The organism is Chitinophaga filiformis (assembly GCF_021646545.1).
GTDB lineage: Bacteria > Bacteroidota > Bacteroidia > Chitinophagales > Chitinophagaceae > Chitinophaga > Chitinophaga filiformis_A.
The window spans coordinates 317,388-336,666 of sequence record NZ_JAKIRP010000003.1; the positions used below are offsets into that span (position 1 = coordinate 317,388).

Consider the following 19,279-nt stretch of genomic DNA (forward strand, 5'->3'; position numbering starts at 1 on the left):
GGTGGAAATTATCCCTCTGGAATCAAACTTTTTTTCGAAAAACTTTTAGACAGGAAAAACAGTACGCTTAAAATTGTCAGGAAACGCTTATCTGACACCTTTTGCAGGTTATCGAGGGCCTTATATAATAACTTGTAGGTTGAGCTCATATTAATGTCCATAATGACGGCGATTTCCTCATAGGACATTCCTTCATAAAAGCGGAGAAAGATGATCTCCTGCTGGCGTGCGGGCAATGTATTGACCAGGGCAATCACCTGGTTCCTGAGTTCCTGTTCTTCCTGGCGGAAAGAGGCATCGGGAATGAAGTTCACCGCAAAGCCGCCCTGTCCGGAAGCATTATCCAGTTCAACAAATTTGGACAGGGATTGTAGTTTACGGAACAATGCAGAGCGTAACGCTTTGTACAGGTAGTTCTTCACGGAGGCAGGGTTGCCCAGCCGTGTACGGGTGGTCCATAATCTTACGAAAAGATCATGTACTACATCCTGGATCAGGTCCGCGTCCTGCGTAAACTTGCGGCCATAATTGTTCAACAGTTCATAAAATTCGCCGTAGAGCGCAGTAAAGGCATCCCAATCCCCCTGTTTAAACGCATTCCACCATAACACGTGACTCTCCGATTGCATTGGCAGTAAGTTTAGGAAGACGATTGCCTAATAATACAAAAAAATTACCGGCCGGTGGTAACATTTTCGTTTCACATCAGATTTTTACGATGATATTTCTTTTATACATGATCCATACTGGTATGAATAGCAGCAACACGAGAGTGATGGCTGCGGCAAGGGATGCATTGAAAGGTGAAAATAGCCCGGAGTAACCGCTGAACATCCCTCCCGACATCCCTTTAAAGATCATAGGAATGGCTCCGGATAAAACGTAGGCAGTAATGGCATTTCTGCCGAAGGCTACAAAAGGCGGTGTCAAACGCCGGTATTGCTGCACGTCAATGAACCAATACGATAATGCCAGGCCCATCGCCGCTAGTCCGCCGGTATACAGTACGAATGAACTTGTCCAGAGGGACTTGTTGATCGGGAATACCCCGTCCCATACCAGTCCCGCCAGCACAGCCAGAAAACCTGCTGAAAACAGCCACGACACCTTTTCCGCATCCTCCTTATCCTTCCGCCGCAGCCAGTCGCCCGTCATAATACCCAGCAGGCCTGTCGAAATAGCCGGCAGGGTGCTTAAAATCCCTTCAGGGTCCCAGGTGCGGGCCTGCTTCCACAGATGCCGCTCTCCCATTATAGTACGGTCCAGCCAGGCAGCCAGATTAGTACCAGGCTCCAGGTTCGCCGGGCCTGTACCCGGTACCGGAACTACTGTCATCAGCAGCCAGTATATCACCAGAAACGAAAAACAAAGCCATATACGGGCTTTTGTGCCCGTTTTGAGGTACAATAGGGAGATGACAAGAAAAACGATCGCAATGCGCTGTAAAACGCCCAGGATCCTCAGATTATAGAAGTCAAAGGAAGGGATCAGGCGGAAGGCCAGTCCGATGCCAAATAGGATCGCCGCCCGGCGGAAAATATGCAGGATCAACTTTTCATGTTCTTCGGTATCTGCCCTGCGGCTGCTCAGCGCAAAGGTGACAGATACGCCTACCATAAAGAGGAAAAAGGGAAATACGAGGTCGGTGGGTGTACAGCCATTCCATTTTGAATGTTCCAGTGGCGGATAAACGTAGGACCAGCTTCCCGGGTTATTGACCAGGATCATAGCTGCCACGGTCAAACCCCTGAAAAAGTCGAGCGACAGGAGCCTTTGTTTCATTTAAATTGCGATTTTATTCTGGTTGAGTATTGCCTTGGCAGTTAAGATAATAGAATAATTTCTATATTGCACTATAACTGTATCTGGAAAATATTTCCATTTTAACCCTGGTTTAGCCCGTAGAAAAACCTTAAGCATGTTAGTAAGTAATAAGCATTTTGTACCCGTAATTGGCCTTGATATCCATATCGTACTGCTCTTTGGATTTCCCATTCCGCTACCGCATCCATATATCGGCTTTGTAGTAGACCCTATGGATTATATTCCCTTCATTGGCGCTACTACCAAAGTAAATCACGTACCCCGTGGTGTAAGCGATACCAGTGGTATCATTATCATATTCATACATTTTCCCATGGGCGGCCCCTGGCTGCTGGCGCCACTGATCGGGCATGATTCTGTCAATTTTTATGGCAGCAAAAAGGTGAAAGCAGAGGGCCGGCTCATGAGCCCTACCGGACATATGCTCATGACCTGTAACGATATCGGTATCCCGTTGTCACTGCAACCGGGCAAAAAACTGAAGCCTTTGCCCAGCATGTATTTGCCTACTTCCTTTTCCATTCCGCTCTCTTTCGGCAAACCTGTTATGGTAGGCGGTCCTTACGTGCCCGACTGGGCCGGCGTGGTCATCAACCTGATAGCATCTTTCGGTTTTGGCGCACTCCTGAAAGGCCTGAAAACGGTGGTAACGAAATTCAACCATGCACTGCAGAAAACCATCGGCAGTAATAAACTCAGCGACTTCCTCTGTAAACTGGGACTCGAACCTGTTGACCTTGTGCAGGGTATCGTTATATATGATGGTGTGGATTTTGAACTGCCCGGACCTATTCCGCTTACCTGGGCACGCTCATGGAACAGTGACAGTCCGCACAAAGGCGTCTTGGGACACGCCACGCATTTCTCTTACGACATGCGTGTGCAGGAATTTGTGCAGGAAGGCGTCACGCTCGTACTGTTGAAAAACGGACGCAGCGCTGTATTTGGTTATACGCCCTCCGGAATGCCGGGCGAGTATAACCGTCATGAACAACTTACACTCACGCGGACAGACGTCAACAGCTACCTGCTCTATGATCAGAAGGAAAAACTCTTTTATACATTCCATAAACTACATCCTGCCGACCAGCAATACCGTCTTGTATCTATTCATGACAAGGCAGGGTTCATCATCACCTGCCATTATAATTCAAAAGGTCACCTCCTGCGTATTATCGACACTGCCGGCAGACAACTGCATATAGAGAATGATAAAAGCGGCAGGATCACCCGGGTAACGGCGCATCACCGCGGACAGGAACGTCTCATGGTAAGCTATGAATACAATGAAGCCGGTGATCTTTCCGCCATCATTGATGCCAACAACAAAGCCATACAAATGATCTACGAAGATCACCTGATGGTACAAAGAACTGACAGGAACGGACAATCATTCTACTGGGAATATGACCGCCAGCGCCGTTGTATTCATGCCTGGGGTGAAAAAGGTGTACTCGATGGATATATTGCATACCATCCGGAGAAAGGATACAATGTGCTCACAGATTCCCTGGGAAATGAAACGACCTACTATTACACACCTGACTTTGTGGTACACCAGATCAAAGATCCAATGGGTTATTCCACATTTACAGAATACACAGAAGATTTTGAGATCTACAGGTATATAGACGAAGATGGAAATGCTACCGGCTTCTCCTACGATGAATGGGGAAACTGCGTTGCCTTTACAAAAGCGGATGGCACCACCCGCTCATTCACTTATGATGAAGCAGGCAACCTGCTGCTTGTCAAAGACGCACAGGGCAACACCCGCAGTTATGTATACAATGAAGAGAATGGTCAGATACATACCATTACAGAAGCCGATGGCAGCCTCGTGATGTTTGAATATGATCAGCAGCAACTGCTGCGTAAAGTGGAAAGACTGCATGCGGGCAGGACCTTACTGGAATATGATGAAGACCTCAACCTGACGTCTGTCATGTTACCGGATAAGGCCACTTACAGCTGGCAATACGATGTATGGGGACAATGTATCCGAATCAATAATCCGCAGCAGGAGGCGCAGCACTTCCAATACGATGCACTGGGCAGGGTGACAGATATCAGAACACCCGATGGCAATCATATCCGCTTAGGATATAATGCGTATGACGAGGTCATTCATGCCAAAGACAAACACCATGATATCCGCTTCACTTATACACAGTTAGGCAGCCTGCAATCCAGGGAAGAGAACGGCGCCAAGATACACTTCCTGCTCGACACGGAAGAACGGCTTGTAGCGGTTGTCAATGAACATGGTGCCAGCTATCGCTTTAAGCGGAACCAATGCGGACAGGTCATTGAAGAGACAGGCTTTGATAATGTGTCCCGCTATCTGAAAAGAGACGCCAGGGGCAATGTGATAAGAATAGATCGTCCCGGTAAAAGATCCACCGTTTATGAATACGATTATAACCATCGCCCAACAAGAGCCGAGCACAGTGACGGCAGCTGGGAAACATTCAGTTACAATCGTAATGGCCAGCTGATCGAAGCCATCAATGAAAACAGCACGGTCAGATTTGAAAGAGATGTGCTGGGCAATATTGTGAAAGAATGGCAGAACGGACACGAGATCAACACTGCATTTGATAAGTATGGCAAACGGCTCCATGTGAGCAGCAGCCTCGGTGCAGACATCCGCTATGAACGCAACCACAATGGCCTGGTAACTGGCATCACTGCCACAGATGGTAGTATCGATGATGCATGGACAGCACAGATCATCAGAAACTTGCGTGGACTTGAAACAGAAAGGATGTTGCCGGGCGGTATTGTAAGCAGACGTGTTTATGATGAAGCCGGCCTGCCGGTACACCATAGTGTAAGTCACCGTGCACGCAGCTTACGCAGCAGGTATTATCGTTGGGACGCCAACCAGCAACTACGCCAGATCGTTAATGCGCTTGATAAAGGCGTCAGCACCTTCAGTCATGATAGCTTTGGTTACCTGGCCAGGGCGCAATATGAAGACGGACAGTATGATTACCGCCTGCCTGATAAAATGGGCAACCTGTATAGAACTACTGAACGCAAAGACAGGAAATACACTGCCGGCGGAGAATTAAAAGAAAGTACAGAAGCCCGTTTTGCATACGACGAAGAAGGTAATCTCATACAAAAGATCACCAGAGACGGAAAAGTATGGCAATATGAGTGGTATGGCAATGGTATGCTTAAACAGGTGATCAGACCAGATAAACAGGCTGTTTCATTTGAATATGACGCCCTTGGAAGAAGGACTGCAAAGATCTATAAACAGCAGATCACCCGCTGGCTCTGGGATGGTAATGCGCCACTCCATGAATGGCATTATCCTGTAAAACAACGCCCTGTCACCACTATAGATGAAGACGGGAATATATTAACACCACCAGAGCCTGTACCAGCCGAAGCATTGATCACCTGGACCTTTGAAGCAGATGCAGCTATTCCCGCTGCGCGGATCAGTGGTGGTAAGAAATACTCTGTTATCACTGATTATCTCGGTACACCTTGCGAAGCATACGACGATGAAGGCAACAGTGTATGGTCGTGCGAATTGGATATTTATGGAAACGTCCGTAAGTTAGCAGGCGACCGCCACTTTGTACCCTTCCGTTACCAGGGACAGTATGAAGATGCGGAGACAGGTCTTTATTACAACAGGTTCAGGTATTACAGTCCGGAGGAAGGTAATTATATCAGCCATGATCCTACAGGATTATTTGGCGGTATCCATCTCTACGCATATGTGAAAAAGCCGGATGCCTATGTAGACATCTACGGGTTGAATCCTATCGAGTGGGTAGATCCGAAATCACTGAACTTCTCTCAGGGATATGTCGGACATCAGGTGGAAGAATACGCGCAGCTGATGAGGGAAGGTAATTGGGAATGGGAAAGAAGCCCGCTGGAAGTAGCAGAGATAGACGGTCACCGTGTGAGTCTTGACAACAGACGTTTGATGGCAGCACAAATGGCAGACGTAAAAAAGGTGCCGATACGTATAGTCAACCTGGACGATCCACGTCCTGATGGCGGTACTTATCGCAGCAACCTGGAAAAGAAACTGAATTCGAAACCGAAGAAAAGACCTGATCTTCAAAAAGCCGATCTGCGGCCGCATGGTTCACCAAAACAGCCTAAGATCGTATATCCGAATAAATAACATACACATGACGAACATCATCCAGGAGCATTGGAATAATAACGAACTGCCGGGTATAGACGCCATTCTTTTTGCAGATGGTACAGTGATCATTCTTGAGTTTTATGCTGTATCAACTGAAGGCGGCGGGAAGTTACATTATGTGCATCCCCTCTGTGAAAGCAATCTGCAAAGTGTTGAAAAATATAATGACGACGTTTGGTCAGAGATAGAACGACATCCCGCTACCCTTACACTTCCTGATGGAAAGAAAGTTTATTTCGGAGAAGGAGCGATGGGAGAAGAAGGTTTTATAGCGCTTACAGAAAATGATGATCAGCTGATCTGGGCCTTATACAGTACGGCTTCCAATCCATTCACAAAGGCTGAATTCGTGAACGGTAAGATCCGCGCCTATTCGACTTACAACCTCTATTATAACATTGACATCCTCACACCTGAGAAGATCGTTATTGAAGCGGCGGAGTAGTGCCGCTCTTGTAGGCCAGGAATGCCTCCCGCGCGTAATGATCTGCTTTGCGGGTCGTTTCCGGCAGGCGGTATTCCGTGCACATTTTTAATACGAGGCTTGTAGCAGTATCCAGCGAGATCTTATGCCCCACAGACACAAATACCGGGTTAATGCCTGTTTGTGTCCGCAATGCATTCCCGATATGCTCCCCGTCATCTTCCGCCAGTAAGGGACTGATAGCACCCCGGTCAGGAGCGGGTGGATCATATGTGCCAAATAACCTTGTTTTACCGCATCCCAGGGTGGGTTTGTCCAACAGCACACCCATATGGCATGCCAGGCCAAAACGCCGCGGATGTGCCCTCCCCTGCCCATCGCAGATGATGATATCAGGATGCTGTTTCAGCTTCTTCCAGGCCTCCAGCAGGACAGGCATTTCACGGAAAGAAAACAAGCCGGGGATGTATGGGAAGGTCACCTCCATACAATGTGTGGCCACTTCCACCACTTCCAGCGTATGATAGTCCAGCAATACAAAAGCGCCGGCAATAACATCGCTGCTCTTATCATATTCCACATCCACACCTGCAATCAGCTTTATTTCAGCTGGCAAGTGGTCAGACGTTATGACCTGTCCCCTTAACCGCTGCTGAATATCGATGGCTTTGTGTTCCGCGAGATTTGAATTTATCATGTTATGCTTCCTGCTTATAAGATAAATATATGGAAAACATCATGTCATTCGCTATGCGGTCTGCAGCAGTTTGTAACTTTTTCTGCCGCTGCCCGTTATACGGTCATCTATACCCTAGTTATCAACCAGACTAATTGAAATGAAACAGATCTTTATTTTTTTATGCCTTATCTCTATGCTGTCCTGCTCGAAGGAAAATGGCAGGTCTTTTAAGGGAGTGGTAACAACAGCTGACAATTGCTGCTCATCTACAGAAGGCGGCAGACTATACAAGGTTAACATTCTTGGGACAGACAGTACTGTTACAACCGTATTACCGGCAGAGATCAACCTGGGCGACACCATTGCATTTAATATGCATGCTACAGATACCCCACCGGCAGTACTTTGCCTGGCTATCTGCGTGATGCCTGAAATGGTACGGTTGTCGGATGTGAGTAAGGTACAATAAGTGGGATGCTATTTTTTAATAACCCCATCGAATTTTAATACTTTATTCAGTTCTTCCCTGATCAGTTGTGAAAATGAAGGCTTAAATACTTCCGCCTTACCTGCATCCAGGACATATACCGGGGGATCGTCTTCCTGCTGCTCACAATCAAAGAAATAAGAAGAAAGTCCCTGCCACTCGCCGAAGAAGAAATGGCTGTCTTTGATAGCAAAAGAACCGTTTCCCATACTCGCCAATGCTTTCACAGCATCTTTCCTGTTCTGTGCCAGGTAGGATACTTCGCTGGAATAATTCCTGAGAATGCGGCCCTTTTTCTTACCGAAAATGGAGATGAATTCTACGTAGGCTAAAGGTAGCTTCACATTAAATTGCTGTTCGATCGCTTTGATCTCTGCTTCACTAACTCCCTGAGGATCACCCAGGTGTTTCGCATATTGTTGTAAAAAGTCCAGATATTTTGCCATCTGTTGATTCTGATATAGGGGATAATATTAATAATATTTTTTATAACATTAACGGATATTTATGAAAATCAGTGTATAGGGATTAGAAAAGGCTGTCCGTTGGTGACGAACAGCCTTTCAAACGGTGAAGCGGCAGATGTTATTCAGCCGCTTCAATAGTGATCTTCTCAGGTGTAAGGATATCGATGTTAAAATAGAGATCATAGGTGGAGTAAACACGGATCCTACCATTCACAAACTCCCCACTGACAAATGGATTGGAGTTTGTACAGAACAATGCCCAGATCAGCTGGTCATTATTCTCAGTAAGCGCTACGAATCCCTCCTGCCCCATCGTTCCTTCTCCGAAATAAACTTTCTTCCCATCAGGAAGCACGAAAGATGCCGGATGTCTTTGTATGTGTCTCCACACATCGTCATCATACTTTTCAACACTTTTCAGGGTGGTTTCACACATCGGGCTGGCGTAATATCGTCTCCCCGTCTTCGCTATCGAGGCATAAATATTGAGAATAATCATAGTGCCATCGGAAAATAGAATGGCGTCTAGTCCTGGTAACTCACTTTCATTCCAATGCTGCTGGATACTCTTGTTCATACGTTTATTATTCTTTCAATTCATTTGGCTCGATCTTGGGCCGGTTAGGTGACCCGTAAGGTCGCAAATCAATTTTTGGAAGATCTTTTCTTTTCGATGGTCTGGAAAACAGCTTATTATCAAGATTACTTCGGTAGGTGCCGCCTCCGGGACGGGGGGCATCCAGTGTGACCACTCGTATAGACACTTCTTTCACATCAGCCATCTGTGCTGCCAGTAAACGCCTGTTGTCGAGACTTACAAGGTAACCATCTATCTCAGCCACTTCTAAGGGACTCTTTGTCCAATCCCATTTATTCGCCTTCATTATTTCTACGTATTCGTATACCTCTTCTCCTACATATCCCTGAGAGAAACGCAGTGATTTGGGATCCACCCATTCTATACGACTTAATCCGGATGCACCTGCTTCTTTGAGCCGGGCTACATATTTCTCCAGTTGAGCCGCCAGGGCAGTCTCATTTTTGTACTTGGCCCAATATAAAAATTCTTCAAACCGGGACCTTAAGATATTACGATCAATTTGATTCAACGCATTAAATTCCTTTTCGCCTGCCACAATCTCCCTCAACAAAGCAGTACAATTAGGAGTGGTACATACACCCAGCAGATCCCGAAACTTGACAAGTTCGTCAGCGTTTGCGCGAAGGGAAGGAAAGTCATGCAAAATCACCCATATATCGGTAGAAATTTTTCCTTCATTGAACTTCTTTAGCAGTTTCTCTTCATCTGAACCTTTGGCTGCATTTTTAAAATCATCAACAAAATCGTCATAATGCTCCTTTGGAATACGGCTTTCAAGTTTTCGAATGATCTCACACGAATTATGTACGACGATGCCTTCGCTGCCAATACAATAATTGTGTGTAATACTGGTTTCAAAATTGTAAACCGTTACGCTGGTATCTATCGGCAGTACTGCGGTCAGTGTAGCAAAGGCATATCCTGCCAGCCTAAGCCGCCATCCCGCTTTTAAGTCAGCAGCGCTTTTCCAGCCATTTTCTGTAAGGTAGGGATGCTCTGGTGTGGAGAAGATCGTATCACGCCCCGTAATGATACGCACCAGTTTCGAAGCATGTTTTGTGAAGACATGTGCGACCTTTTGCCAGGTAGTATCGCCATTTGCTACCTTCACACCAAGCACGGTATCATTCTCTTTGACCTGCTCAATAGGAGTAAGACCCGCTTTCGTACGCACGGGTGTTCCTGCTATAAAACAAGCGCCTCTTATACACTCCACGCTCTTATTGGCTCGTTGCACAAACATCAGGTCTTCCACAATTTCCTTCGCATTCTCCGCCGTACGAATAGAAACGCCATCCATTGCCTCCAGCACACGAGCATCTTCTGCAATTGTCACTGCTGTTTTATCGACCACCAGGGTTCCGTCGGCCATCGTATGCATAACCTGTTGACCTGCTCCATCCTTGAATCTGAGCAGGTTACCACTTCCCTCAGCCGTAAGAAACTTGAACTTGTCCTTCATTTTGGCAACAGTACTTGAAATACCGCCATATACCTCGTCTCTGATCGCCTTGAACCAGTTCTGACCATATCCGGCTACAACACCCGCCTCTTCCAGTTCTTTCTTGAACCGGAGCACCAGTTTTACTTCATCAGGATCCTTCATAAGATATAGCAACCCTTCTTTCTCCGCCCCGTAATACAACTTAAGGAATTTCGTAGCTTCTGCCTTCGATAGCCTGGCAATGACACCGTTCGTTGCAGCAAAACCGAGATTACCTAACTGTAGCAGGGCGGTCACCTGATAACATTCATTGATAAACTCAGCTAACTTACTGTCCGGGGGTATAGCTCCCGTTTCTACGCCCAGATGACCCAGGGCTGTCATTTTAGCCCCATATTCAACACCCTTGTAAACATAATTAGCTACTTTGCCCAGATATGCTAATTCTCCTACCGGTGTCACCAATGTAATCACATCAAAAGCCATTACAACACCTTTACCTATAGCCTGGTTCAATTTCTTATCAGCAGCGTATTTCAGTACGATGGCCGGCATGAACTGCGCTTTATGCTCTTTCTGGTCCGGCGATTCTCCTACAGCTGTTGCCAGTAATCCTATGTCGGACTTATTAGTAAATGACACCAGCTGCCACGCCCCTAAGGTAAATGCAGGTTCCTCCTTCCACTTGGGTTCGGGAGGAAATTTTTCTGCATAGTAACCGGCAAAATCCATGTTATCCATAGCAGCGCCGATATCTTTTAAGATATTTTCGATAAAGGTGTTATTGCCTTTGACATACTCACGCATCACATCCCGAAGCTTCAGATATCCTTGGTTTGGATCATATTCTAACTGAGACTTCTTAACGGTAACCTTATCCAACTTATCATCTAGCGCAACCTCATATTTATTAATACCAGCAGGAGGTGCAGAAAACAATTCAAGCGCATAGCTCTTGTCCCACACTATTGTCCGGTCCAGTTTTTTCGGATCTCTATAAAACTCCAGCGCCTCGGTAACAGCAGTTGGCGAAAATCTCGCTATGTTAATGAAGGCCTGCATCAGCTTTGTATAAGATTTGTCTCCGATCAGATGGTCTGATATACCATCTACCAGTAAATGCAGAAGGCTCAACTCCCTGTAATTAACCGTTCTCATAGTAGCCTCAGCTTCTTCTGCTTCATATGCTTTCGGAATAAGGTCATTAACTTTGTCAAGATCTTCTTTAAGCTTTCCGGCATCTTCTTCAAAGTTTGCAGTTGCCAGGAGATCCGCTATCATTTCTCCTGCGGTACTACCCATCAGCTCTTCTGAGGCAAGCACTTTAACAGCCCGAATACGCTCTTCATAAGTAAACTGATCGTATGCATTAGCACTAATCGTTGATAGCACCTCTTGCATCTGCGAACGAGTATAGGCATTGAATATCTTACTCTTTACAGACGGTAACAACGTAAAGTCTGTGTTATTCTCAATAGTGGCGTCTATAAATTTCTCTATCAGGCTATAACCAGTCTCCCCCTTGACTGACTGCAGGTGCTTCGATATTAATAAATTATAAGATTCGAGCTCTGATCCTAACAGATTAGAATACCAGGAAAATAATTGTAGTTTCTTGTACCTCCGTTTTTTATCATAGATCCTGTAGTTCACCATCCCGAAACAAGCTGTATTAAATGCCGGCTTTGTACCGTCTTCTGGTGGTGCAGCCACCAGTTCTAATGAGATTCCCTGTATGATGGCCGCCGCATCATTTTTTGCGTTCTCTGCCATGTCTCCTTCCTTTGTTCCACCGGCTCCTCCTCTATAGTAGGTCATGAGAGTTTCCAGATCAAGTCCCGGAGCATCGAAGATCATTGGAATAAAATCAACGGTGACCAGATACGCCCGTACTTTTGTATTAGGGTCTGTGTTAAACTTTTCCAGCTTCGCTTCCAGTTCATCGAGATCTTCACCGGCAGGTACGAGGAAATCTCCAGCCGTCTCATCACCTGTTACATATCCTGCGCCATAGGTTATTTTCCGCTGTTTGATATATTCCTTATCAAGTTTGTCTATCTGTCCATCTATCAGGTCTGCTGTATTGATATGCAATACATAGTGATTTTGGGATGACAGACCTTTTTCATCATTCAGCTTGTTCTGCCGCACCAGCTCTTTAAAAGCCATCCTGCCTCTCTCAATTACCTTCGTCATAAGACTGTCCCGGTCCGGAGCTGCAATTCCTACACCAGCCTGCAACAACAGACCGAGCAAGAGTATATACTTATGTAACATTTTCATATTACCAGCTTATTTATTCAACAAATCAGTTATTAATTGTTCCAGTTCGACTTTCAGATTGTCGACGATAACATCATCCTCTACTTCGTCATTTCTTTCAGTAACAATGTAGTCAACGAGGTTCTTACCGTTTATTCTGAGCACCTGGGTGATGAATGCATAGTATTCCTTACTGGATATATGCTGGTCAAACATGTCTGCCACTGCCACTTTGTTCTTCTGCAGTTCCGCCTCTTTAAATGCGACACTCAGTTTTGAAAATTCATCTTCTACAGGCGCTGAAACATCCACACTATCTATGGCAATGACAACTACGTTCTTACCCTGGTTGGCATTGTCAGGCATTATTTTTCCATTTAAAAGTGCTTTCTTAGTTCTGCTGATCAGATCATTCAATGCGGTTCGGCTGGCATCGAAATCCTCATTGATCTTAGTACGTCTGCTGTCATCATAATCAGACTTCAGTTTTTTAACTGCTTTTACCAACATGTCAGTAACCGACTTCACCAGCTCCTCTTTTTCCTTATTCACTGCATCTACTTCTTTTTTTGCTTCTTCAAATGCAGCTGCTGCCTTGTCTTTCTTATCCTTTGCTGCGGCCTTCTCTTCCGGTGTTTTCGCATTGTCATACTCGGCCTTTGCATTGTCGTAGTCTTTCTTAGCCTGTTCCAGGTTGTCTGCAGCTTTAGTAATACGCTCTTTCAGGTCTTCCGGCAATTCATTCTCGGCCATTTTCCTGATCTCATCAGCCAGATCTTTCACCAGGAGATAGTCACTATCTATCGACAGATGCGCCAGGTCATTTATCACGCTAGCCAGATCTTTGATGGCCTGTACCACCTTGTCCACCCCTACTACCTGTGTTGCCAGGCTATCAAAAGTGGTTTGTATCACACCGCTCAGCAACTGCCGGCTGGTATTGACAGTAATATTGTTAAACTTCACTTTTACTTTTGTATCGCCCAGGAATGGGATCATTATATAACCTGCCCCCTGGAATGTACCAGCACCAGATACGGTCGTAAGACGTACCGGGAAATCGCCCGCCATGATCTGATCACCATTCTTCAGTTCCTTAATAGGCTCCTGGTTAGCCAGTTTGATATCAGGTAATAATCCACAGTTCTTATTATCAGCAGTATCTCTTGCCGGCATATCAAAACCATGCAGGTCGCCCATTGTTTTTATTGCTGACACACAATACCCACCCACACGGTACTCATAACTTCTGCCCGGCACCGCATCATTGATCGCCGCTCGGGTTTCTGTTGTTTTCATACTGAACCATTCTGCACCGGTTTTATTTGCTTCGCGATATTCTACTATGTATTCCGACATTTGGGGCTGCGGTAACCAGTTGACAGTAACGACGTTCTCCTCTATCGTTGCCAATACCTGCTGTGGTGGCTGACAGTTCTCCTGCAATACGAACCAATAGATCTCACTGTAACCATTGTTCAGGAACACTTCAAATTCATCAGCGCCTAATTTCGCTTTTGCCTTTACACGCCATGCATATCGCTTACCCGGCAAGAGCGGGGGCTCTGCAGGCCCATACAATAATGTTGTAGTAGCTGTAGTGGTTTGATACAACGGAGGTGAATTCAGAAATGCCGCTTCCGGTGCAATCACCGTATCCCATAACTCTGTCAGTGTAAACTCATACTCTGTCTGAAAAGCTGCATTGGCACTGCTCATATGGCGTGGTGTCCAGTTGAAGATAATATTCAGGGGATCCCTGAATGCCACGCCTCCACCTTTGACGGGCAGGTTCAATAAAGGCGGCTGACTAACACTGATCCATGCAGGCGGGGAACACCCCTGCGTACTATTGCTGACCTGCTGACCGCTATTCACTTCTACCGCCTCCACACAGAAAGTATAATATCCGTCCGGCAGGTGGATATTCGGCATCAGTTGCGAAGGAGGAATGCCCGAAGCATCGAGATTGGCCAACTGGAAATAAGGGGCCAGATCATCCACGCTTAGTCGCAATGGAATACCTGCATCCAGTTGAATAGCCTGATAATAAACATAGTCTTTACTACGCAACACCGCATTACCACCCTTGATGATAAAGCGTAAACGGACGGATAACGTAGGACTTTGCAGGTCAGTGTTCAGCAGGGTGACAATCATTCTGGCCTGCGTACCGGTATAGAGGTCAGCCAGCTGCGGTGATACAGGTTGCAATAACTGCACCTGCACCTTTACAGGATACTTCTGCGCGGCCGATCTGAAATAACCAGCGCACAGCAGCATGCCTGCCAGCAGCGCTATACGGAATGTGTTATATATACTGTGTTTCATTTTTCTGATTGCTACATGTGTGTGTTTATGACAATTTTTACCACTGCAATGCCCATGGAAGTTCCCGGCAACAGGTAGGTACCTGCCGTTACATTCAGCTTGTAAAAGAGGTTGAACTATGTGGACCGACTATAGTCAATTGCCTGTTAAGCGGATAAGTTGCACCGGTAGTGCTATGTATAAAATTGATATTGTGCTGATGGTGGATGCTGTCTTTTGCAGTGTAAATAAAATCAGTAGCAACGGGTATTACTACTTCTTTAAAACAGGATGTCAACAGCAGGCGTAACCCCAAGTCGTAGGTTATCGTATTCATAGGTAGGGTGTGGTGTGCTTAGTACAAACAAGGACGAATATATTAAAATAATATTAAGATAGATACATTTTTTTATATATCTGTGATTATAAGCAGGCTAGCGTAGTACACACAGGTGTATAGTCCCACTAAAGAGAAAGAAATGAGGGAAAAGTTACTGTCCGGGGATTTTGTCGGTTAATGGCTGATGGATGAAAGGCCCTATGCATTCATTAAAAGTTGAGACGTATATGCTATACTGGTTCCAAATAAAGTGCCAGAATGTAGTACATTTTACACACAACCTCGCTGCAGTATTGCCTGAGTACGGTGTGAATCCATTGATATCATTACATTTTTTGGGATATCCTACAGCAGTAAAAAATTATCGTTTTCTGTTAAAACCGTTAACCGTAGCTATTCCGGGTGTCTGCATATTTCATATATAGAGGCTGCCTACAGGTTGAGCATGCTACTCCGGCGGATAGTTGCTGGTACGAAAGTGGTATGACATTAATCTGAATGTCTTCGAACAAATGTTTCATTTAAAATTCATGGCATGAGAAACGGTACAACGACCACTACAGGCATTCCAAAGACCAGAAGCGCAACAGGAATATTAAAGCAGCCTGTAAATCATAACAGGGCCAGGGATATCGCTGTTATTGCCGGCGTAAGCGCTATTGCCGGCTCACGTACAACGTTAGCCCCCGCCCTGATCTTTCCTGAAAGCAAGGTACTAACCCTGATGGCTGCCGGAGAAACTTATGTGGACAAACTTCCCGGCATAGGCGACAGAATTGAGCCTGTTGGACTAATTACCAGAAGTATCTCAGGCGCTGTTACCGGGGCCATCGTTAGCAGAAGAAAACATAAAAGTATGTGGTTGGGTGCTTTGATCGGTGCTGCTGCAGCCTGTGCAGGCGCTTATATAACCTTTTATGCCAGAAAGAAATTCGGAAAGATCACCGGCACACCCGATCCTGTTGCAGGACTTGTGGAAGATGTGGCGATGATATGCCTGGGTAGTATTTTACTGAATGACGACCGGATATAGACTATGTATAAACCTGGAGGCCGTCCGCGTGGGGCGGACGGCTTCATGTTTGCCTGCAGGTATCTGTTGATAATAAAGCCGCTACTTCAAAAACTATAACTATATCCCACCGTTGCCGTTACATTACTCGCCGTGCCCTTGGTACTCCAACGTGTCTGATGCACCGCATTCATATTCAGATTATGTTTTTTCATGAACAGGTATGCCGCATTCGCGCGAAAATTCAACACCTGTCCCTGTTGCTGTCCATTATTGGTGCTGCTATTGTACGAGCTGTTAAAGCCAGCGGTTACCTTCTTATCAAACAACCGTGTGTTCACGCCAAAGGTAGGCCCCAACGTTAGGAACTCATCTCTCCCAATAGTATTATAACTTAGGTTAAAAGCGCCGGTAATGCTCATCTGCCGTGGTATCAGCAACAAGGTATATGCAGTACTGGAGTTATAGAACCGCGAACCGTTGCCTTTCCAAAGCACGTCGTTCTGAATATCTGCCGCGTCCTGCACATTCAGGTTGAGGTTGATATTGTGGCTTTTGGTCTTATTGGCTTTTATCATATAGGTAAGCGTTAGCCCGGCACTCTGCGATATCTGTTTGAAGTTCAGCGTATCCATATTCTCATAAGGATTCGTCTGGTTGATATAATCAAACTGCGGTTTTATGTGTGTGAACGTCTGAAAATTGGAATAAGTGAAGTTCGCATTCCACTTTTCATTCGGCATGTAACTGGCATTTATCGCGCTAACCATACGGAACGTAGCACCAGCCTTGGTATTGTTCAGGTCATCACGCTGATAGCCCACATTGCCGGATATAGTAGCCTTATCATGCAGCAGTGGTTGTGACAGATTCACGGTGATGTTCTCCATGTCGTTGTTCATATAGTAGGTACCCAGCGTCTGGTAGCCGGGGTCTATACGCTCGTAGCCTAAGCCTATCACGCTTTTATGGAATGTGTAGTTCATACCTGCTCTGATGGCCTTAAAGAATTGGGTATTCTTGATATCATACATAAATACGTTTTCCAGCAAATTGCCGCGATCTGAGCTGGAGGGATGAAAGTCCCGCTTATCCAGTTTCATCGCGCTGTTGGCGTATTCAACGGTCAGCTCCAATCCTTTTGCAGGGCGCAACATACCCGCAAGGCTCACGGCAAGGTTTGCTCTGGGGAAGATGTGCAGGGTATCCGGGATGTATTGCATAGGATCCCTGAAATCCTGGGCCCGCAGGAAGTTCAGTGATAACGAATAGTTTTGCTGCTGTAAGGCAAGTTTAGCACCATAAGCCATCCGTTTGTACGTAGGCAGTATGTTTCTGTTTGTACTGTCGTAATCTACTGCGCGCAACAACCGTCCGTACATCACACTAATGCTCCAGGTTTGTTGCGGTGCTATATCCAGTCCGACCCCGGTGAACTGGTGCCCATTTAATGTATAGGGAGAGAACGACATGGCTACATCTCCTATATGAGCTGTCACTCCTTTATAAGTCGGATGCAGGCTCAGGCGATTGGGCATGGTAGGATACGAGTAACCGGCACCGGCGTTAGTCAGGTTAAACGAAAATGGCAGGTTGATCCGCCCTAGTATGTTCATATTCACGCTACCGTTCAGGTACCAGTTAAACGGCTGCCGGCCACTACCACTGCCGCTGTTGAATACGGTACTGGCGTTTACTCCGCCGTTCACTTTAAGGGGCTTACCCTTGCCAAACAGATCCCGGATATGTTCCAGGTCTACCTGCTGCGCAGATGATAGCAGTGGCAGCAGTAAGGCAACAGTACACAGGTATAGGATACGGGATCTATTCATATTTCTGTACTTTAATGTCCGCCATGATATAGGCTGTGCTGCCCTCCAGCACATAGTCTTTTATCTTAATGGCGCCTTTACGGCCATCTGCCGTCTGGAATAATATAATACGGGGTAATACTGTCTGGTCAAACTGCAGGCCGCCACTAACGCCGGCAGGCACCTGGATGGCTTGCAGGGGCGCATCTGTCTGCATGTTGTCAAAATCGCTTACGCTGAATGAAACGCCGCAATTGCATTGCTCCTGTTTATTGATAAACCGCGTCACCGTAGCACCGGGTATGGCGGGGAAGGTATAGCTGGCGGCAGAATCCGGCGATACAAATTTGTTATAGGTAAAAGTGCGACCCAGCCCAAAGAATACCAGGTCAATCTCTTTCCCGACTTTTGTCAGGTCATCGTTTTTACGATATACTTTCCGCAGGCGGGTAGAATAAAAACAACCAATATCTGCGTGCGCGGTGCTGATACCCAGTTTAACATCCGTGATAGTGCGCAGATGCGAATTAGGTTTTACCGTGATGGTCTTATTTACCGTTTCAGATCCCTTCCCATTTGTATTCGTCAGTGTAATAGTGTAGGTGCCCGGATTGGCAAAGTAGATAGTGTTAGCGGAAGCCGTATCGCTATCCAGCACACCACCTGTAGACTGCCACTGCTGCGTAAGATAACTCACGCTTTTGCCACCGAGTACCGCTGTCAGGGGTGCTTCGTAGTCGTCGTCGAATGGGCCCGGAGCTACCGTAAAATCGGTATGTAAGGGTGACTTTACTGTAATGGTTTTGCTGGCGGTGAACTGTTGTCCGCCATTACTCACCTGTAAAGTTATAACATGCGGCCCGGGTGTGGTAAAGGTTACCAGCGGCGGTACGGCGGTGTTGGCACTGGCCGGCTCGCCGTCCTGGAAGGTCCAGTTATAACTGCTGGCGCCTACAGTACGGTTAGTGAGCTTTACCTGCACGGGTGAAAAATCGTTCACCTGTATCTCGGCATCGAAAGACACCTGTACGGCACTGTCCAGCTGCAGGATGATGGTCTTGCTACTCCGGGTATCGTCATTCCACGCTTCCAGCGTGATCTTATGCGGACCGGCCTGTTTGAAGCTGATGGCCCCCGGGTTCTCATAATCAGAAGTAGCAGGTTCGCCGCCTTCAAAGGTCCACTTAAACCCCGTAGCGCCTGCGCTGCGGTTGGCCATGTTTACAGATATTGGCACGGTATGCGAACTGTCTGCCAGCACGTAGGCAAAATCCACCGTAAGTGGCCGGTTTACCTCTTTGTAGCATGCAGCCAGCAGCAGTATAAATAGTGTATAGGATATTAGTTTCGTCTTCATATTATTAAAAGCTTCGCACCAGCCCTTCTTCTTTATAAAATCGGTAAAGAAGATACTGTATACCGCGTTTCAGCTGCC

At 46.3% G+C, this 19,279-nt stretch carries 14 protein-coding genes; 4 read left to right on the plus strand and 10 right to left on the minus strand.

The window, feature by feature from the left end:
* Positions 1-8 precede the first annotated feature (8 nt).
* Positions 9-629 carry an RNA polymerase sigma factor gene (locus tag L3C95_RS11085; protein WP_236386198.1) on the minus strand — a complete coding sequence of 207 codons (621 nt, stop codon included), beginning with the start codon at positions 627-629 and terminating at the stop codon, positions 9-11.
* A 76-nt stretch (positions 630-705) separates the two neighbouring features.
* The gene (locus L3C95_RS11090; protein WP_236386197.1) at positions 706-1,782 is read right to left on the minus strand and encodes an acyltransferase family protein; all 1,077 of its coding nucleotides are present in this window, start codon (positions 1,780-1,782) and stop codon (positions 706-708) included.
* Positions 1,783-1,918: 136 nt separating this feature from the next.
* Between L3C95_RS11090 and L3C95_RS11095 the strand changes: the two genes are divergently transcribed.
* Together L3C95_RS11095 and L3C95_RS11100 are read left to right on the plus strand one after the other, a co-directional pair.
* Positions 1,919-5,983 (plus strand): DUF6531 domain-containing protein, encoded by a 4,065-nt coding sequence (locus tag L3C95_RS11095; protein ID WP_236386195.1) that lies wholly within the window; start codon positions 1,919-1,921, stop codon positions 5,981-5,983.
* A gap of 7 nt (positions 5,984-5,990) precedes the next feature.
* Complete coding sequence (locus L3C95_RS11100) at positions 5,991-6,452, plus strand: hypothetical protein (RefSeq protein ID WP_236386193.1); 462 nt, start codon at positions 5,991-5,993, stop codon at positions 6,450-6,452.
* Here the strand turns inward: L3C95_RS11100 and nfi are convergent.
* A complete protein-coding gene (gene nfi / locus L3C95_RS11105) occupies positions 6,433-7,128 on the minus strand; it encodes a deoxyribonuclease V (protein WP_236386191.1) in 696 nt (231 codons plus the stop codon). The two genes, L3C95_RS11100 and nfi, sit on opposite strands and share 20 nt — an antisense overlap.
* A gap of 139 nt (positions 7,129-7,267) precedes the next feature.
* Between nfi and L3C95_RS11110 the strand changes: the two genes are divergently transcribed.
* Positions 7,268-7,579 carry a hypothetical protein gene (locus L3C95_RS11110; RefSeq protein WP_236386189.1) on the plus strand — a complete coding sequence of 104 codons (312 nt, stop codon included), beginning with the start codon at positions 7,268-7,270 and terminating at the stop codon, positions 7,577-7,579.
* A gap of 8 nt (positions 7,580-7,587) precedes the next feature.
* On the opposite strand, the gene L3C95_RS11115 is transcribed toward L3C95_RS11110, so the two are convergent.
* From L3C95_RS11115 to L3C95_RS11135, 5 genes are all read right to left on the minus strand, one after another.
* Positions 7,588-8,043 carry an SMI1/KNR4 family protein gene (locus L3C95_RS11115; protein WP_236386186.1) on the minus strand — a complete coding sequence of 152 codons (456 nt, stop codon included), beginning with the start codon at positions 8,041-8,043 and terminating at the stop codon, positions 7,588-7,590.
* Between the two features lie 139 nt (positions 8,044-8,182).
* Positions 8,183-8,641: a hypothetical protein gene (locus tag L3C95_RS11120; protein ID WP_236386185.1), complete on the minus strand. Its 459-nt coding sequence runs from the start codon at positions 8,639-8,641 to the stop codon at positions 8,183-8,185.
* 7 nt (positions 8,642-8,648) lie between these two features.
* On the minus strand, positions 8,649-12,392 hold the full coding sequence (locus tag L3C95_RS11125; RefSeq protein WP_236386183.1) for a Hint domain-containing protein: 3,744 nt from the start codon (positions 12,390-12,392) through the stop codon (positions 8,649-8,651).
* 9 nt (positions 12,393-12,401) lie between these two features.
* Positions 12,402-14,702 carry a fibronectin type III domain-containing protein gene (locus L3C95_RS11130; RefSeq protein ID WP_236386181.1) on the minus strand — a complete coding sequence of 767 codons (2,301 nt, stop codon included), beginning with the start codon at positions 14,700-14,702 and terminating at the stop codon, positions 12,402-12,404.
* 94 nt (positions 14,703-14,796) lie between these two features.
* The gene (locus L3C95_RS11135) at positions 14,797-15,018 is read right to left on the minus strand and encodes a hypothetical protein (RefSeq protein ID WP_236386179.1); all 222 of its coding nucleotides are present in this window, start codon (positions 15,016-15,018) and stop codon (positions 14,797-14,799) included.
* Between the two features lie 538 nt (positions 15,019-15,556).
* On the opposite strand from L3C95_RS11135, the gene L3C95_RS11140 reads away from it, so the two are divergent.
* Positions 15,557-16,054, plus strand: a complete 498-nt coding sequence (locus tag L3C95_RS11140; RefSeq protein WP_236386177.1) for a hypothetical protein — start codon at positions 15,557-15,559, stop codon at positions 16,052-16,054.
* 86 nt (positions 16,055-16,140) lie between these two features.
* Here the strand turns inward: L3C95_RS11140 and L3C95_RS11145 are convergent, their stop codons facing one another.
* Together L3C95_RS11145 and L3C95_RS11150 are read right to left on the minus strand one after the other, a co-directional pair.
* Positions 16,141-17,865, minus strand: coding sequence for a hypothetical protein (locus tag L3C95_RS11145; protein ID WP_236386175.1), 1,725 nt, complete (start codon positions 17,863-17,865; stop codon positions 16,141-16,143).
* The gene (locus tag L3C95_RS11150) at positions 17,858-19,201 is read right to left on the minus strand and encodes a PKD domain-containing protein (protein ID WP_236386173.1); all 1,344 of its coding nucleotides are present in this window, start codon (positions 19,199-19,201) and stop codon (positions 17,858-17,860) included. The genes L3C95_RS11145 and L3C95_RS11150 overlap by 8 nt, the downstream gene beginning before the upstream one ends.
* Positions 19,202-19,279: the final 78 nt, after the last annotated feature.

What these genes read in the sequence shown, in the direction of transcription:
- L3C95_RS11100 (WP_236386193.1), top strand. Translation starts at nt 5,991, where the DNA reads ATGACGAACATCATCCAGGAGCATTGGAATAATAACGAACTGCCGGGT.
- L3C95_RS11125 (WP_236386183.1), bottom strand. Translation starts at nt 12,392, where the DNA reads ATGAAAATGTTACATAAGTATATACTCTTGCTCGGTCTGTTGTTGCAG.
- L3C95_RS11085 (WP_236386198.1), bottom strand. Translation starts at nt 629, where the DNA reads ATGCAATCGGAGAGTCACGTGTTATGGTGGAATGCGTTTAAACAGGGG.
- L3C95_RS11095 (WP_236386195.1), top strand. Translation starts at nt 1,919, where the DNA reads ATGTTAGTAAGTAATAAGCATTTTGTACCCGTAATTGGCCTTGATATC.
- L3C95_RS11130 (WP_236386181.1), bottom strand. Translation starts at nt 14,702, where the DNA reads ATGAAACACAGTATATATAACACATTCCGTATAGCGCTGCTGGCAGGC.
- L3C95_RS11145 (WP_236386175.1), bottom strand. Translation starts at nt 17,865, where the DNA reads ATGAATAGATCCCGTATCCTATACCTGTGTACTGTTGCCTTACTGCTG.
- L3C95_RS11090 (WP_236386197.1), bottom strand. Translation starts at nt 1,782, where the DNA reads ATGAAACAAAGGCTCCTGTCGCTCGACTTTTTCAGGGGTTTGACCGTG.
- L3C95_RS11140 (WP_236386177.1), top strand. Translation starts at nt 15,557, where the DNA reads ATGAGAAACGGTACAACGACCACTACAGGCATTCCAAAGACCAGAAGC.
- L3C95_RS11135 (WP_236386179.1), bottom strand. Translation starts at nt 15,018, where the DNA reads ATGAATACGATAACCTACGACTTGGGGTTACGCCTGCTGTTGACATCC.
- L3C95_RS11110 (WP_236386189.1), top strand. Translation starts at nt 7,268, where the DNA reads ATGAAACAGATCTTTATTTTTTTATGCCTTATCTCTATGCTGTCCTGC.
- nfi (WP_236386191.1), bottom strand. Translation starts at nt 7,128, where the DNA reads ATGATAAATTCAAATCTCGCGGAACACAAAGCCATCGATATTCAGCAG.
- L3C95_RS11120 (WP_236386185.1), bottom strand. Translation starts at nt 8,641, where the DNA reads ATGAACAAGAGTATCCAGCAGCATTGGAATGAAAGTGAGTTACCAGGA.
- L3C95_RS11115 (WP_236386186.1), bottom strand. Translation starts at nt 8,043, where the DNA reads ATGGCAAAATATCTGGACTTTTTACAACAATATGCGAAACACCTGGGT.
- L3C95_RS11150 (WP_236386173.1), bottom strand. Translation starts at nt 19,201, where the DNA reads ATGAAGACGAAACTAATATCCTATACACTATTTATACTGCTGCTGGCT.